The following is a 17,663-nucleotide window of genomic DNA, read 5'->3' on the forward strand; positions in this document are numbered from 1 at the left end:
ATTGAAATTTTCATATTAATTTACAATATTTTCAAGAGGCATAGCCTAAAATTTGAAATAGCTTAACTCCTACCGGAGAAAATATAGCTTTTTGTGGCTTAATCATAATATGTTTATTAACTATAAAATAATTTTATTTGTCATTGAAATGGCATGGTTATTTTCATTATACACTTTAATAAAAAAATATAATGGGCTGAAATTTCTATTCATTATTACCATTGTTACTTATAATTTAATTTATATTATTTGGAGAATTAAATATACTATCCCTACCAATACAAGAGTTGGTATGATATTGGGGATAATACTTATAATATCTGAATTAATAGGATTTTTTCAATCTGCAATATATATTATATTGTTTTACAAACCTTATAAATTAGAAGAACGAAAGATGAGTGATCTCAATAAGTTGCCTACTATAGATATTTTAATTATGACTTTTAATGAACCTGCATTTATACTGCAGAAAACTATAGCTGGTGCATTAAACATCCAATATCCTTCTAATTTATATAACATCTATGTATGTGATGATGGAAATAGGGATGAAATAAAGAAGTTAGCTAATTTTTTTAACGTAAATTATATATCTAGAGATAATAATGACTTTGCTAAAGCTGGCAATATTAATAATGCTTTATCAAATCATTGTAAAGGAGAATTATTTTCTGTATTAGATGCCGATATGATTCCAAAACCAAATTACTTACAAAAAATGGTGGGGTATTTCAAAAACAATGATGTTGGATTTGTTCAATGACCACAGGTTTTTTATAATCCAGACCCGTTTCAATACAATTTAAATTTGGATAATAAAATACCCAACGAACAAGATTTCTTTATGAGAGAAGTTCAAGCTGGTAGAGCTAGATATAATGCGTTATTTCATGTGGGTACAAATGCATTGTTTAGTCGGAAAGCCGTAGATGATATTGGAGGTATCCCTACAGGTAGTATCACTGAGGATATGGCAACAGGGATGCTTTTACAAGCGAAACAATATAAATCAATATTTGTAAATGAAGTGTTAGCTGTAGGTTTATCTGCTGAATATTATAAAGACTTTGCAAAACAAAGGAAACGATGGTGTAGAGGTAATATCCAAGTTTCAAAAAAATGGAATCCACTTACAATGAAAGGATTAGCGCCTATTCAGCGTCTGTTGTATTTTAGTGGAATTCTATATTGGTATTCTAGCATATCTAAATTAATTTATATATTGTGTCCTATAATATATTTATTAACTGGTGTCTTGATATTAAAAGCTAACACACTACAGATATTGCAGTTCTTTGTTCCATCATTCGTAGCTTATACATTAATGTTTAAATCTCATTCTTCAAAATATAGAACGTTATTTACTACACACATATACGAATCTGCAACTGCTGTATTCTTAGCATTTGATTCATTATCAGAACTTATATTTTCAAAAGAATTAAAATTCAATGTTACTTTGAAAGGGAATACTAAAAAGAATATATTTGTAAGCTGGAATTTGTTATTGCCACAGTTCATTCTGTTTATATTAACTATTTTAGGATTTGGAATAAGTTTAAATAGATTTATAAGTAATAACTCAACACAATTAAGACAATCGTTAATCATTAATATATTATGGGCAATTTATAATATATTAGGAATTATATTAATTATGATGTTGGCATTAGAAAAACCGAGATTTAAAAAATCCGAAAGAAAAAAAGTAAACTATAGAAGCAGTATTATGTTAGAAAATGCACAAAATATCAATTGTGTAATCGATGATATTAGTGATACTGGTGTTAAAATAACTGTTGGTGTTAATAGAATTAATAATTTTGACCTTGGAGACATTATAAAAGTAAAAATAGATAAAAGTGATGCATACTGTAGAATATTAAGGTACCAAGATAATTATTTTGGATGTAGATTTGTACATTTATCGACAGAACAATATTTAAATATAATTAGGTTTATTTATACAGATGAAAATGGATATTATAATGTTGAAGATAAACAACATTCTTATAAAGAATTAAGCAGTGGTGAAAGCACTGTATTAGAGGAATTGTCAGAAGAAAATATATTTATTGATAAATGTATTTTAGAAATAAATGTTCCCAATCAATCTCAAACTATAAAGAAATTAGATAATATAGAAACTGTACCAGATACAGGATTACAACCTATAAAAACAAATGATGTAAGTAACACTATTAATAATAATATAAGTAATGAAGGAAATAATAAATTATCTACAGATGTTAAATATTATAATTTGTCTATGGATGACATGCTAAAAAATGTATTAAAATTAAATGAAGATCAGATTATAATAATGAAACTGTATAATGAGTTACAAGAAATGCACAAACAAATTGAAAAGTCCAAGGATATTGAATAATATTTTGGAACAGTAAATTTTAGATAATAAAACTTCGTTAGAGTCATATTCAATAAATTTTATGGATATATATTTAAATGTAAAGGCAATCGGAAACCCTTCTGTGCCTTTACGTTTTTCATATTAATAGCATAGAATTGTGCATGTAAATAAAACCATATTTTATATATACATATAAACCATAACTTATAATTACCCTTAAAATTACAAATCCATAATTTATTCATATAAGATAAGGATTATTATATTCTATGCCTTTTACAGTTGCAATATTTTTTTGGTTCTTCGTTTAAGCCTCACATTAACTTATCTAATAAAGCGTAACTATTATAAATGGTAATCATATAATAATTATGAAAGTTTCGAGAAAATAGGAGGGCGTCGGGAATGCTACAAGAGGATAATATTAAAATTTTGTTATTTACAATATTATGTATATGTTTTATTTTTTATTTGTTTTTGGGCATTTATAGCTATAAAAGAGATAAAAAATCAAAAATCAACGTAACGTTTTTAATTTTATGCATTTCCGCTAGCATTTGGGCAATGGGATATGCCCTTATGTTAATCTCTTCCAATATAAAAATTGCAAACCTATGGAGAATATTTGCAGCCATAGGTTGGTGCTTTTTTAATGGAATATGGATTTCCTTCATATTTTCTCTTAATAATGCAAGCCAAAAAAAATTCACCTTAAAAATACAGTCTATAGTATATATATCTGCAACAATATTTTTCATAAGTAACTTAATAGGTGACCCTTCTAAAATAGTAAGTAATGAAAGTTATGGTTTTGTGGATAATTTGTATATTAATACAGCTATTGGTAACGTTTTTAGTATCTATATAGCAATTTTATTTATATCAGGTATCGTAATGATATATTTTCAGATTAAAAACACAAAAAAAAATAGAGTTAGAAAACAGATGAAAATTATTTTTATTACCAGTTTAATAACATTCTGCTTGTCTGCAACAATAGATTTGATCTTTCCAATATTGGGCATTTCAGTTTTCCCATCGGCCATTATAATAATGTCTATTTCAATGGGTGGAATATGGCACGCAATTAATAAACATAAAATGATGTCAATTTCTTATGAACTTGTATCAGAATATATTTTTGAAGCTGTAAATGAACCAATTTTCATATTAGGTGAAGATTTTATTGTGAAAAATTGTAATGAAGCAGCACTAAATATAACTGGCTATAGTCGTAAGGACTTAGATCAAAATCCATTTGATACAATAATGGATTATAGAGATTTTAAATTTGATACTATAATGCAAGAAGGATTTATTATTAATATTGAAATTGATTTATTCAGAAAAAATAAAGAAGCTCTCATATGCGAACTATCCGCAACAGTTATATATGATGAATATAAAGATGTTTTAGGAATTCTTATCCTATTACATGATGTTTCTGGAAGGAAAAAGATAGCTGAAATACAAAGAATATATACTTTTAAATTAGAGGAATCTGTATATTATGATTCACTTACAAAACTTTTTAACAGAAAAAAGATGCGAAAAGATGTTGATATATTATTAGTTAACAAAAATGAAAAATTTGCGTTCCTTTTTATAGATTTAGACAAATTTAAAAGCGTTAATGATAATTATGGTCATCTAGCTGGAGATAGTATTCTTAAAACTGTAGCTATAAGATTAAAAAGCATTGTTAGGTCAACGGATACAGTTTATAGAATTGGTGGTGATGAATTTATAATAGTACTAAAAAATTTAAAAGAAATTGCAAATGCTGAAAAAATTGCAATAGCAGTTTTGAAAATATTAACCTTCGCTTTCACCTATAATGAAAACCAATTATTTGTTGGAGCATGTATAGGCATTAGTATATTCCCTGAGCATGGAATTGATGAAGACACATTAAGTAAAAAAGCTGATTTAGCTATGTATGAAGTTAAGCGCAAGGGTGGAAATGGATATAAGATATATTCATTGAAATTGAAAGAAGAAGATTTAGATCCTAATGATATTAATGAACACCCTACGAAAAATTTACTCAATTAGTATTTTACAAAAATCACCCCTTCTATAAACAATTATAATACTTTGTCCAATAAAAGTGGTTCAGTTCAGAATAGCTTCTATTAACTCATATTTTAAATATTAATCTTCGCTTAATTTTTTAAAACAATCTCGTCAAATAATATATGTATGAGATATGTTACTCTACAATTGCCGTTTAGCTTTTAAATTTCACATTTACTAAAATCGGCAATTGCATGAGATATATCTAATCCTTTTGTAAAAACCTATATAAACAATAAATCATTATTATATTCTTTTACCTTTTCTTGTCCATTTAATACTCTTAATCCACCTTGAGCTAATGCTAATAATTCATCTTCACCTGGATAAACTATAACATTTGCTATAAACTTTACTCTATCAGTTATATATTCAACAATAAACTTGCCATAAGCTACTCCGCCAGTTAAGATAATAGCATCTACTTTTCCTGATAAAGCTACAGCGCAACTTCCAATTTCTTTAGCTACTTGATATCCCATAGCTTCAAGCATTAATGTGCTATATTTATCGCCAGCTTCGGCTCCTTTTATTACCTCACGAGCATCATTTGTATTAAGGTATGCTACAAAACCACCTTTTCCATTTATCTTTTTAAGTATCTCATCCAAAGTATATTTTTTACTAAAACACAATCTAGCTAAATCACCTGATGGTAATCCTCCAGCTCTTTCTGGTGAAAATGGTCCTTCGCCATCTAGTCCGTTATTAACATCAATAACTCTCCCATTTTTATGAGCTCCTACTGAAATTCCTCCACCCATATGTGCTACTATCACACTAATCTCTTCATATTTTTTGCCCTGCTCTTTAGCATATCTTTTAGCTACAGCTTTTTGATTTAAAGCATGAAAAATACTTCTTCTATCTAACTCAGGAATACCTGATATTCTAGCTACATCATCCATTTCATCCACAACAACTGGATCAACTATAAATGCTGGAATATCTAATGGTTGTGCTATCTCGCTTGCAATTATTCCGCCTAAATTAGAAGCATGTTGACCTTGCACTCCAACTTTTAAATCATGAAGCATAAGTTCGTCTACATTATAAGTACCGCCTTCAATAGCTTTTAAAAGTCCACCTCTGCCTACTATAGCATCCAAAGTATTTATATCAAATTTTTTCTTTTTAAGTATCTCTATTATATGATCTTTTCTAAATTTCATCTGGTCAGGTATACTTTCAAATCTACCTATTTCCGCTGATGTATGCCTTAATGTTTCCTCTAAAATCTCTTTTTCATCTTCATACACACCTATTTTAGTAGAAGTCGAACCTGGGTTAATTACTAATAGTTTATATGACATATTGTTCCTCCTTTATGTTATAAAGCACATTCAAATAAATAACAAGTTGACATACCAGCAATATAAATATACTTTCTAAATTGCTGGTAATTAAAAAATAATAAGGGATTTCAGCATTTAAATAATCTTATTTATTATATTCAGCAACTAGTGCGACAAGAACTATAGAATGTGATTTTTTTTCAGATGAATCTGCTCTAGAAGTTAATATAACAGGAGCAGAAGTACCTACAAGTAATCCACCATTTTTAGAACTACTACTATAAAGTAATGTTTTGTACATAATATTCGCTGCTTTAATAGTAGGCAATACAAGAATATCGGCTATTTCAATTACTATACTTTGTACATTTTAATAGTTGTAACATCCATTATTATTTAATATCTATATATAGTATTAGCAAATCATACTACTTTTATGCTTAATTGGTTATATTTTACAAATAAAATTGTATTGTTGATTCATTTTTATTAGAAAAATAACATTTCTTAATCAAACTATCTTTGTTAAATTTAACAGCGAATTGAATAAGGCTTAACCTAGTTAAACGCAATAGTATCAGTACATTACAATAAAATTTTATTAAAATTTAATTAGATTCTTGTTAAATTTAACAAAATTTAAATTAATTTAAACTAAATATTTTTAATAAAAAGAGGAATATGGTAATATATGGAGAATACTCTTTGTATATAATTTAGGAGGCGCATATCATGATTTATGATGCATTTAAAATTTCTAAACATTTAAATATCAGTAAAGTAACTGCTTATGCTAAAATGAAATTACCAGAAATAAAACCTTTTATAATTACTCATAATGGTAAATCATGTGTAGATGAAAAAGGTCTAGATGCCATTAAACAGTGTCTAAAATACAATCATAATTCACAAGCAGAATCAGAAGTCGCAGCTACTGATGTCACTCTACTAAAAGAAGACATGGTAGACATACTTAAAGACAATATTGAGTTTATCAAGCAGCAGTTAACTGTAAAAGACGGACAACTTTATGACATTAATAAATTGCTCGAGAATACACAGATTCTATTTAAACAAGAACAAGAGAAAAATAAAATTGTATTGTCATTACCCCAAACTATTAAAGAACACGATATTCAATTGGTTAATACTTTAACTCAATCTCTTGAAAAACAAAGAGCCATATCAGAAGCCGAAAAAGTTCTACATAAGAAAAAGGGAATATTACAAAGATTATTTTATAAATAAAAGAAGGTACTCATCTATTAAAATGAGTACCTTCTTAACGTTTAAAATACTAGCAAATTGTCAAACTATTTATTGAAATTAATAACAAATAGAATTGACTTATAAATACTGCAATATTAGTAAGCTTTATTGTTCTTTTTTACATTTATATTTGTTTAAATTACTGATTAATTATATTAGAATCTGAATATCAAAGTTCATTTCTTATATAAATTAATATTATAGTTTCCAAATTGTTTTACATTACATATTTTTTTAAAACTGACTTATAATAAGGTTATATGATAAATAATTAAACATAAACATTTAACACTTCTATAAATAACATAATCTTTACATAACTATTTGATACTTATACAATAATTTATTGATATAATTACTTTAACGACATTTCAGTTCCTCAAAAGATGATTTAATAAGAATTAAAAAATATATAACAAAGGAGAAAAGCATGTACATTTTAATAAACTTTATAAATGTAATAATGCATATTGATACATATTTAACTTTAATAGTACAACAGTATGGAATATTATCTTACGTTATTCTTTTCTTTGTTATATTCTTAGAAACGGGCCTAGTTGTTACACCATTTTTCCCAGGAGATTCAATGTTATTTGCTGCTGGAGCACTCGCAGGTATTGGATCAATGAGCATCTTCACTCTACTAGTCGTAGGCTATTTTGCATCAATACTTGGGGATACCTCTAATTTCTATATTGGTAGATATATCGGAAGCAAAATATTATCAAATAAAAAAGTAAGATTTATAAATAAAAAACATTTGAAAAGATCCCAAAAGTTTTATAAGCAGCATGGCAAAATTACAATAGTCTTAGCCAAATTTATTCCTATAATAAGAACCTTAGTACCCTTTGTGGCTGGCATTTCGCAAATGAATTATTTTAAATTTATATCTTATAATATGATTGGTGCTGGACTATGGGTAAGCCTTTACTTAGGTGGTGGTTATTTTTTTGGCAACCTATCTTTTATAAAAGATCACTTTTCTTTTGCTTTAATAACTATACTAATAGTCTCATTACTTCCTGGACTTATTGTATTTATTAAAGAAAGGCAAAACAATGATGATCATAATGAAAATAATATACCAAGTACAGAAATTTAAAATCTTTTTTTATTATAAATCAACATTAACTATACAAACAAATTAATAATTTATTCTACATATGTTTTTTAATATATAATAAAGCTACATCATTATTTTATTTTTTTATCATATATTTACACGAGGGGGAGTTTATATAAAAACCTTAATAATTTATAGTACAAAACATGGTGCAACTAAAAAAGCAGCCGAAATGCTAAAAACCAAATTAGCAGGTGACGTGAATATAGTAAATATTATGTTAAAGCCAGCTCTTCAACTTGAAGAGTATGACAACATAATCTTAGGTGGTTCTATTTACATTGGTAAAATCCAAAAGAAACTTTCTAGCTTTATAGGTGAAAATTTACCCCTCCTTTTAGAAAAAAGAATAGGATTATTCATCTGTGCTGCCGAAAAAGATGAGACCCTAGTAGGTAACGAACTAAAATCAGCTTTTACACAAGTTATTTTTGATCATGCAATAGTTAAAGAAGTATTTGGATTTGAACTTGATATGGACAAATTAGGATTTTTTGAAAAGTTCATTATGAGTAAAGTTAAGGGCGTAAAAACTAGCATACACGAGTTATCAGAACCCAAAATTGATATATTCGCAAAAAACATTATTAAGGCTAATCGCTTGTAAAGTGATTAGCTTTTTCAAATTAAATCATCTAATGTAGGACGCCACCAATTATGATTATTTACGCAAAAAGTTATAGTAGCCAATTTATATTTTTTATATAAATTGACTACTAAACAAACCCTAATTCACTTGTTATGTCTGTGATACTGCACCTACTTTCTATTGTAATTGTTTAAATTACACTACACTAGTTAAATTTTGATTGACTATAATAAAAACAATTTGAATATTATATTATACTTTCTTTGTTTCTTTGTTTCTTTGTTTCTTTGTTTCTTTAACTCTTTAATTTGTTAAATCTTAAATCTTAAACCTTAAACCTTAAACCTTAAACCTTAAACCTTAAACCTTAAATCCTGAACCTTAAATCCTGAACCTTAAATCCTAAACCTTAAATCCTAAACCTTAAATCTCAAATCTTAAACCTTAATTTTTAAATGTTTGACTATTGTACTTTTTAAAGGAGAAACAACTTTTTGATTAAATTAATGAATTAGGATTTGTAAGAAGAAGTAGCAACTTATCTTCTTCTTATTTATATACTAACATACTAAATCAAGCTTGTAAAGATGTTTTTTTGAATATTCAGATAATATTTTTTTCTGTCTTAATTTTTAAAATACAAATTTTCGAACCTCCCATTAGTGATAAAAAGAAACCCAGTGGCCTGGCATGCTTAGCTCCTAATAATTATATTATGCCGCAGGTCCACTACTTAATTTTTTCATTTTACTTTTTCTCATTAATTTAAATGCATAAGAAACAATAAATGGACAAAGGATAGCAGATACTACACACGATGCTGCAACTTGTGCTGTTGCTACTGTTGCAATCGCCACTAATGATGGATCTGCTCCTGCAATAATAGCTGGCGTCGCTACAGCATTTCCTGCAGTTGAACCTGTTGCGAGTCCTATTATAGGCTCTTCTTTAAATAATTTTAAAAGTACATACGCTCCTATTCCAGTAAATGAAGCTATTACTCCAAGTAATATTCCAGGACCTCCAGCTTTTACAATAGTTCCAAGATTCATTCCTGCACCTAATGGGAAAGAAAAGAATGGGATTAATAACAATCCACTGCTTCCAAGGAATTTTCTCATATCAAGATCAACATTTCCTAAAATCATTCCTATTAATATTGGAACTAATACTGCTACAAGTGCCATAAAAGGAACTTGAGCAAGTCCTGATGCACCTAATGCAACTAATGTGAAGAATGGGCCATCTTTTAAAGACAATAAAGCATAAGCACCTACATCAGTCTCATCACCATATTGTGAAGCAAGAGATGCATATAATCCACCATTACAATTTGTTAATCCTGAAAGGATTGCAAGTGGTGATAAACCTAATACTCCAGCAGGGCCAAAGACTTTTCCTACAAATATACCAATACCAGCACCTACTATAAATTTTCCTGTTATTAATAGTGCACCTTTTTTTAATGCCTTTGGCGCTAAATTGAAATTAATTTGAGAACCAATTAAAAACATAAAACAAGCCAAAATTGGTGTTGATGCCGCTTTACCAAATAATCCTGTTGTAAAACCACCAATTTTCAAGAATTGCGGGAAAAATGTATTAACTAATACCCCTAAAAAAAGTGGAACAACCATCATACCGCCTGGAATTTTATCGATAGTTCTCTTAATTGGAATTTGCATTGTTTGACCCCCTATTTTTGTTATTTAGAGACATATCTTTCTTTTCAGGTATGTCTCCTTTACTTTACAAATATATCTTTTTATTCTAAATTCTTGCTACGCCTGTTTCTCTTGCTGCTTTTGCAATTGCTTTTGCAACTTTTGCAGCTACATTTTTGTCTAAAGCACTTGGGATTACATTATTTTCGTTTAAATCTTCATCTTTTATATAATTTGCAATAGCATAAGCTGCTGCAAGCTTCATTTCCTCGTTTATTTCTTTTGCTCTAACATCTAATGCACCTCTAAATAACCCGGGAAATACAAGTACATTATTTACTTGATTTGGATAATCAGAACGTCCAGAACCTGCTACCTTTGCACCAGCCTTTTTAGCAACATCAGGCATAATTTCTGGAGTTGGATTTGCCATTCCAAAAACTATAGAATCTTTATTCATTGATTTAACCATTTCAGCTGTTACTATTCCAGGAGCAGATACCCCAATAAATACATCTGCACCTACTAATGCATCACTTAAATTTCCTTTTATGTTTTCTGGATTAGTTATTTCCGTAAGGGCAGTTTTTGCATCATCAATTTTTTTCATTCCTCTGTAAAGTATTCCTACCTTGTCACAGGCAATTAGATTTTTTACTCCTGACCTTAGTAAAAGTTTTGATATTGCTGTTCCTGCAGAACCTGCACCATTAACAACAATTTTTAAATCCTCAAGTTTTTTTCCAACTACTTTAGCCGCGTTGATGAGTCCTGCAAGAACTACAATAGCTGTGCCATGTTGATCATCATGAAATACTGGTATATCTAATAATTTTTTAAGCTTATCTTCTACTTCAAAACACCTTGGAGCACTAATATCTTCTAAATTTATTCCACCAAATCCTGGAGAAATAAGTTGCACGTTTCGAACAATTTCATCTACATTCTTTGTATCTAGACAAATTGGGAAAGCATCTACATTTGCAAATTCTTTAAATAGTATTGCCTTACCTTCCATAACTGGCAATCCTGCTTTTGGTCCTATATCACCAAGACCTAGAATAGCAGTACCATCTGTAACTACTGCAACCATATTACCTTTAGCTGTATATTTGTATACGTTTTCTTCATTCTCATGAATTTTTCTACAAGGTTCTGCAACACCAGGTGTGTATGCTAGTCCTAAATCCTCTCTTGTTTCTACTTTTACTTTTGATTTTATTTCAAGTTTACCTGTATATTTCTCATGCATTTTTAAACTTTCTTCAAAATAATTCATTTAATATCTCTCCCCTTTTTTATATCATTTATACGTTTACACAATTGTTGTTTTTGTTCCTATTGCTTGGTATCATCATAACAACAAATCCAATATAATTAAATATTTAGAAAGTTTAAAAATCTTTGTGGTCATAAAAAAAACTATGTATTAATTTTAACAATATATTATTAAAGACTAAATATGTTATAATTTCTGTAAACGTAACCTATACTCTAAAAGATATAAGAGGTGACATAAATGAAATTAAAGACAAAAATCACAACCACTGTAATAGGTATTTTACTTTTGACTATTGGGAGTATATCTGTACTTTCTTTTAATCAGATGAAAACAATGCTTAAAGACCAATATGGACGTAACCTTCTAGCTATTGCCAATTCTATTTCAATGAGTTACCTTGTGCAAAACTATTTGACTAGTAATAATCAAATTAAGGGAGAAACCTTAGACAATAGGATAGAAGCCATACGAATTAAAACTAAAGTAGAATTTATTGTCGTAATGAACATGAAGGGAGTAAGATATTCGCATCCTACAAAATCAAAAATAGGTAAAATTTTTGAGGGCGGAGATGAAAAACGTGTGCTCACAAAAGGAGAAGAATATGTCTCAGAAGCTAAGGGAAGTTTGGGGCCATCTCTTAGAGTATTTACTCCCATATTTAAAGATGGCAAACAAATTGGAGCAGTTGCTATAGGTAGTCCTATCAGTGAGGTTTATAACGAGATTTATTCAAAGATAGATTCATTTATACCTATCATAATACTTGGATTAATTTTAGGAGTATATACCGCAACTCTTTTATCTTCCAATATTAAAAAGGCTATCTTTGGTTTAGAACCTGAGGAAATTGCCTTAATATTAAAAGAAAAGGAAGCTGTAATTGAAAGTGTTAAGGATGGTATTTTAGCTGTAGATAAAAAAGGAAATGTTACCTTGTTTAATAGAGCCGCTAGTGAAATTCTAGAACTAACTGAGGAAGACATAGGCAAACCTCTTACAAATCTTTCTTATGAACATAAGATTTCTGAAGTTTTAAAATTAGGAAAGTATTTTGAAAATATAGAAATGAAAGTAAGACCTGGTTTAACAATCTTTTGCAAATACAATCCACTTAAAAATGATAAAGATGAAGTAATTGGACTAGTAATGAATTTTAGAGATTTAACTGAAGTTAAAAAAATGGCAGAAGAACTTACAGGAATAAAGAAAATGACTTGTTCCCTTAGAGCGCAAAATCATGAGTTTATGAATAAGCTTCATGCTATATCTGGAATGATACAACTAGAAGAATACACCGAAGCCGTAAAATTCATAACAAATGTTTCTAAAACTAGAAAAGATATCGGTAGCATTCTAACAGGTCAAATCAAAAATGTATCTATTGCAGCGTTGCTGCTTTCAAAATATAATAAAGCTGAGGAAGCTAGAATAACATTTGATATAGATTCAAATTGTAAATTGGATAAACTACCAGAATATATGAGAGAAGACGAATTGTGCTCTGTAATTGGAAATTTAATAGAAAATTCTATTGATGAGGTAAGTACTGATGGCAATGGATTTATACATTTTAAAATTTCACAATTAGAAAATAATTTAAAAATTCAAGTTAATGACAATGGACCAGGCATAAAGTGCGAAATAAGAAATAAAATATATGACATTGGAACTACTACAAAAACAGGTCAGCGTGGTGTAGGTATGTATGTAGTCAAAAAAATCATTGATGAAATGCAAGGTAAAATAGAATTTAGTGTAGATAATGGAACCTGGTGGGATATAAACATTCCAATGAAAAGGAGCCTAAGCCAATGATTCAAGTTATGATTATTGAAGATGATCCAATGGTGCGCGATATCAATACAAAATTTTTGCAAAGAGTTGACGGTTTTTTGTTAATAAAAGCTGCCAGTAATCTTACGCAGGCAAAGAGTTTTATTAAAAAACATAAAGTAGATCTAATTCTGCTTGATATTTACCTTCCTAAAGAAAATGGAATTGATTTTTTAAAATGGATTCGAGCAGAAGAAATTAGAGTAGAAGTTATTTTAATTACTGCCGATAAAACAATTGAAAGAATTCAAGAAGCCTTTCGCTATGGAGCTAGAGATTATTTAATTAAGCCATTCACTTTAGAAAGATTTAAAGAATCCCTATTTAAATTTAAAGATAGATATTCCCAATTTAATAAAATAAGCGAAATTGAACAGACAGAACTGGATAAGTATATTTTAAGTAACAATGATTTAGAAGAAGCAAATAATGGAACTACGGATTTAACAAAGGGATTAAATAGATATACTTATGATATGATATGGCAACAAATCAAACTAATAAGAGAGAAAGGTGAAAAATATATTACTGCAGAAGAATTAGGTGAAACCTTAGGAATTGCAAGGGTCACTTGCAGAAAGTATTTAGAATATATGAACAAAGAAGGAAAAGTTGAAATGTTAATTGAATATGGTAAAATAGGTAGACCACAACACAAATATAAAATAAATTCTGTTACTTAGGGCATCATAATATCTTTTCTACAAATTTATTATCCAAACATACAAATAACCTTGCTAATTCGAAATTATTTATGTTACTCTTTCTAACACAAAAACACTCCTAAATTTCAGGAGTGTTTTTACTATTTATTTCTGCATTAAACTATTACAATTTTATGAAAGATCAAGTTTATTGTCTATTAAATAAGAAGTAGAAATAAAAAATCCAACAAATGTAAGGATATCAAATAACCCACTTGCTATATTCATACTTGATGCTCCACCTGAGCTTGAAAAATCAGAATTTAATATATCCTTAGAACTTATTGAAAAATTATTAAGGTTAAGTGTTTGAGGAAATAGAGTTGAGAGTTTTAATGATATCCAACCTATTACCATAGATACAGCTATAAAAATAATAAAAGAACCTATTTTGCCTAGTTTTTTACCTTTTAAAGCCACTTTCCCAATAACCATACAAAAGTATACAATACTTAAGAACGAAACAATCATGTATATATAACTAATCAAATAATATATTACTTGACTTATTTTTATATCTTTAAAAAAGCTAAAATCTATTTTGTCTGTCACAGCCAAATAACTCATTATACCAGCTACTAAAAAAACAATTGATATTTGTATTAAAGAGGTTATAAGCCTTGATGCAATTATTGACATTCCAGATTGTGGAAGTGTAAATAATAAATATCCTGAATCCTCATACAAATACTTACTCATTATTTTTAATGACGCTATAAATATTACAATTACTGCTCCAATAGTTAAACATGTAGACAATGCTGGTACCGCAATATTCCAAGTACCTTTTTTTGTCATAATAAGCAAGTTAGCAATTATAACTGTTATACATATACCAACTATGGTTAAAAAATTTGCTCTTAATTCATATTTTACAAGCTTAAACATTATTGAAATACCTCCCTATACAATTCATCAATTGACTTTTCTCTTGTCATACGTAGCTCTTCTGCATTACCTTGCAATATAATCTCTCCATCAGATATAAATGCTACATCATCAAAAATTCTTTCTATATCATTTACAAGATGTGTTGTAATTATCATTGAACTATTTTCACTAAAGTTGCTAACTATAGCATTTAATATTTTTTCCCTTGCAGTTGGATCTACTCCCCCAAGTGGTTCATCAAGTATATAAAGTTTAGCAGATCTCGAAAGTACCAATGTTAGTTTTAACTTTTCCTTCATTCCCTTTGATAAACTTTTTACAACATCATTTTCGTCAAGATTCATAAACTCAAGTAACTCCTTTGCCTTCTTTACATCAAAATCATCATAGAAATCTTTAAAATACATTACTGCATCCTTTACTTTCATCCACTTTAGAAGATACTCATTATCAGGCAAATATGAAACTATAGACTTTGTATATACACCTGGTTTTTGACCATCTATAAGTATTTCTCCCGATGATGGATGGAGTATACCTGCTGCTATTTTTAAAAATGTAGTTTTACCACTACCATTAGGCCCAAGCAATCCTAAAATTTTTCCTGGTAATATATTTATATCTAACCCACGTAAAGCCTTTTTATGCATATATGATTTACATATTTTCTTAGATTCTAGTATGTTATCCATTTTGTTTTACCTCCATAGTTTCTTTTGAAACAAATTTTATTATTTCATTAGATGTAAAGCCTAAGCTTTTCATTCTAAGTATAAAAGAATCAATAACTTCCTTTGCCATATCCTTTTTTAAATCATCCACCATGCTTTCTTTCTCTCCAACAAATGTTCCAGTACCTCTTTGAGTATAAACAATTCCTAGCCTTTCAAGCTCTTGATAGGATCTTTGAAGAGTATTAGGATTTACATTTAAATTAGATGCCATTTCTCGTACGGATGGCAATTTATTCTTTGATTTTAACTTTCCAGTTACTATATCCATTTTTATCAAATCCACTATTTGTAAATATATAGGTGCTTTATCATTAAATTCTTTATTCAAAATTTCAACTCCTTTCATAAATTACATCAATGTCCTAGTGAACTATATTAATAGTACACTAGGACTTTGATAGTGTCAATACAAACATTATACAAAATTTATATATATTTATACCAAAACATCTTTTATTTTTAATTTAATGACATTGTTTTTTATCAAATTTATCTTGTAATGCCAAACCTTAAGTTCTATTTTTATCCCTTATCTATAAGGTATTACACTAAATTTTTAAATAAATAATCTTAATCATTTTTCATAAAATATTTTTACCGAAAAATAGAATATCAGCATACTATGTGGTGAAGTTCTATATCTAAGAAACTTTTAAAATTAAGGAAGGTGCATTTAATGAGTGAAACAGATAATAATTCAATAAATAATCAAATCGCAAGGTATATAAAAAAAATATTGTTGCTTGGGAGAGTGTATTTTATGAACGGGAATGATAATGACTTGGCTATAGATAATGACTCTGACAAAGAATATATAATTGCTGATAGAGATAGGGATAGAGATTGTTATGATGATGACTATTGTTGCTGCCATCACTACCACCGTAGATGTGTAACTGGAGCTACTGGATCTACTGGTGCTATTGGAGCAACTGGTGACAACGGTGTAACTGGTGCTACTGGAGACATTGGAGCAACTGGAACTACAGGAGACGTTGGAGCTACTGGTGATATCGGTGCTACTGGAGCAACTGGTGACAACGGTGTAACTGGTGCTACTGGAGACTTTGGAGCTACTGGAGCAACTGGTGACAATGGTGTAACTGGTGCTACTGGTGACGTTGGAGCTACCGGAGCTACTGGAGACAATGGTGTTACTGGTGCTACTGGCGACAATGGCGTAACTGGTGCTACTGGTGATGTTGGAGCTACTGGTGCTACTGGTGATAACGGTGTAACTGGTGCTACTGGCCCTGGTCTTAATTCGTATTTAAATGGTGTTATAACAGGAACTACTGTAGGAATTGCAGTTAACGATACAATTCTATTTGACACTGTAAATGTTGTAGGAACTGATTACACTTACACTCCAGGAGCAGGAATCTTTACAATTAACACAACTGGAGTTTATGTATTCGACTGGAAGGTAAATGTTACTCCAAATCCTGGAACAGTTTCTATACAAATAGATTTAGTAAAAGCTTCAGATTTATCTTTTGTTGGTGGTATATCTGTTATCGCAACAAATCCGATTTTAAACGGAGCTAGCATTGTTTATGCTGCAACAGCAGGAGAACAGTTAAAATTTGTTAACACATCAAGCGGTCCTATTAGTATAGTATTAGTAGGTATAAGTAGGTATAAGTGGACCAATTGGAACTATAACTTCTTTCAGAATTCTTTAAATGACTAAAATAGATTTTAAAACAATAATATGATTAAGCCACAAAAAGCTATATTTTCTCCGGTAGGAGTTAAGCTATTTCAAATTTTAGGCTATGCCTCTTGAAAATATTGTAAATTAATATGAAAATTTCAAT

At 29.0% G+C, this 17,663-nt stretch carries 15 protein-coding genes and 1 pseudogene; 9 read left to right on the forward strand and 7 right to left on the reverse strand.

From position 1 onward, the window contains the following. Positions 1 to 292 precede the first annotated feature (292 nt). The 3 genes from KPL38_RS20350 to KPL38_RS12760 all read left to right on the forward strand — a co-directional run bounded on the left by KPL38_RS20350 (position 293) and on the right by KPL38_RS12760 (position 4,429). The gene (locus KPL38_RS20350; RefSeq protein ID WP_216289515.1) at positions 293 to 766 is read left to right on the forward strand and encodes a glycosyltransferase; all 474 of its coding nucleotides are present in this window, start codon (positions 293 to 295) and stop codon (positions 764 to 766) included. Positions 767 to 811: 45 nt separating this feature from the next. Next, positions 812 to 2,392, forward strand: a complete 1,581-nt coding sequence (locus tag KPL38_RS20355) for a glycosyltransferase family 2 protein (protein ID WP_216289516.1) — start codon at positions 812 to 814, stop codon at positions 2,390 to 2,392. 387 nt (positions 2,393 to 2,779) lie between these two features. After that, positions 2,780 to 4,429: a diguanylate cyclase domain-containing protein gene (locus KPL38_RS12760; protein WP_216289517.1), complete on the forward strand. Its 1,650-nt coding sequence runs from the start codon at positions 2,780 to 2,782 to the stop codon at positions 4,427 to 4,429. 245 nt (positions 4,430 to 4,674) lie between these two features. On the opposite strand, the gene buk is transcribed toward KPL38_RS12760, so the two are convergent. Together buk and KPL38_RS12770 are read right to left on the reverse strand one after the other, a co-directional pair. Further along, entirely contained in the window at positions 4,675 to 5,763 is a 1,089-nt protein-coding gene (gene buk / locus KPL38_RS12765; protein ID WP_216289518.1) for a butyrate kinase, read from the reverse strand. Positions 5,764 to 5,890: 127 nt separating this feature from the next. Next, positions 5,891 to 6,088 (reverse strand): annotated as a pseudogene (locus KPL38_RS12770) (phosphate acyltransferase); the annotation flags it as partial. A gap of 389 nt (positions 6,089 to 6,477) precedes the next feature. Here KPL38_RS12770 and KPL38_RS12775 point away from each other — a divergent pair. The 3 genes from KPL38_RS12775 (at position 6,478) to KPL38_RS12785 (ending at position 8,750) form a co-directional block, all read left to right on the forward strand. Further along, positions 6,478 to 6,993, forward strand: a complete 516-nt coding sequence (locus KPL38_RS12775) for a hypothetical protein (protein ID WP_216289519.1) — start codon at positions 6,478 to 6,480, stop codon at positions 6,991 to 6,993. A 451-nt stretch (positions 6,994 to 7,444) separates the two neighbouring features. Beyond that, positions 7,445 to 8,122, forward strand: coding sequence for a VTT domain-containing protein (locus tag KPL38_RS12780; RefSeq protein WP_216289520.1), 678 nt, complete (start codon positions 7,445 to 7,447; stop codon positions 8,120 to 8,122). Positions 8,123 to 8,273: 151 nt separating this feature from the next. Further along, positions 8,274 to 8,750, forward strand: a complete 477-nt coding sequence (locus KPL38_RS12785; RefSeq protein ID WP_312884215.1) for a flavodoxin domain-containing protein — start codon at positions 8,274 to 8,276, stop codon at positions 8,748 to 8,750. Positions 8,751 to 9,445: 695 nt separating this feature from the next. Here KPL38_RS12785 and KPL38_RS12790 read toward each other — a convergent pair. Further along, the gene (locus KPL38_RS12790; protein ID WP_216289521.1) at positions 9,446 to 10,417 is read right to left on the reverse strand and encodes a 2-keto-3-deoxygluconate permease; all 972 of its coding nucleotides are present in this window, start codon (positions 10,415 to 10,417) and stop codon (positions 9,446 to 9,448) included. A gap of 85 nt (positions 10,418 to 10,502) precedes the next feature. Further along, positions 10,503 to 11,675, reverse strand: a complete 1,173-nt coding sequence (locus KPL38_RS12795; protein ID WP_216289522.1) for an NAD(P)-dependent malic enzyme — start codon at positions 11,673 to 11,675, stop codon at positions 10,503 to 10,505. Between the two features lie 240 nt (positions 11,676 to 11,915). On the opposite strand from KPL38_RS12795, the gene KPL38_RS12800 reads away from it, so the two are divergent. Then, positions 11,916 to 13,496, forward strand: coding sequence for an ATP-binding protein (locus KPL38_RS12800; RefSeq protein ID WP_216289523.1), 1,581 nt, complete (start codon positions 11,916 to 11,918; stop codon positions 13,494 to 13,496). Next, positions 13,493 to 14,197 carry a response regulator gene (locus KPL38_RS12805; RefSeq protein ID WP_216289524.1) on the forward strand — a complete coding sequence of 235 codons (705 nt, stop codon included), beginning with the start codon at positions 13,493 to 13,495 and terminating at the stop codon, positions 14,195 to 14,197. Before KPL38_RS12800 ends, KPL38_RS12805 begins: the two co-directional genes overlap by 4 nt. A 153-nt stretch (positions 14,198 to 14,350) precedes the next feature. Here the strand turns inward: KPL38_RS12805 and KPL38_RS12810 are convergent, their stop codons facing one another. Genes KPL38_RS12810 through KPL38_RS12820 form a run of 3 tightly spaced genes read right to left on the reverse strand, consistent with a single transcriptional unit; the run spans position 14,351 to position 16,171 of the window. Further along, positions 14,351 to 15,106, reverse strand: a complete 756-nt coding sequence (locus tag KPL38_RS12810; protein ID WP_216289525.1) for a hypothetical protein — start codon at positions 15,104 to 15,106, stop codon at positions 14,351 to 14,353. Beyond that, complete coding sequence (locus tag KPL38_RS12815) at positions 15,106 to 15,801, reverse strand: ABC transporter ATP-binding protein (protein ID WP_216289526.1); 696 nt, start codon at positions 15,799 to 15,801, stop codon at positions 15,106 to 15,108. Before KPL38_RS12815 ends, KPL38_RS12810 begins: the two co-directional genes overlap by 1 nt. After that, positions 15,794 to 16,171: a GntR family transcriptional regulator gene (locus KPL38_RS12820; RefSeq protein WP_216289527.1), complete on the reverse strand. Its 378-nt coding sequence runs from the start codon at positions 16,169 to 16,171 to the stop codon at positions 15,794 to 15,796. Before KPL38_RS12820 ends, KPL38_RS12815 begins: the two co-directional genes overlap by 8 nt. 432 nt (positions 16,172 to 16,603) lie before the next feature. On the opposite strand from KPL38_RS12820, the gene KPL38_RS20225 reads away from it, so the two are divergent. Continuing rightward, entirely contained in the window at positions 16,604 to 17,536 is a 933-nt protein-coding gene (locus tag KPL38_RS20225; protein ID WP_312884214.1) for a collagen-like protein, read from the forward strand. Positions 17,537 to 17,663: the final 127 nt, after the last annotated feature.

This window comes from Clostridium psychrophilum (assembly GCF_018861705.1).
Taxonomy (GTDB): Bacteria; Bacillota; Clostridia; order Clostridiales; family Clostridiaceae; genus Clostridium_AD; species Clostridium_AD psychrophilum.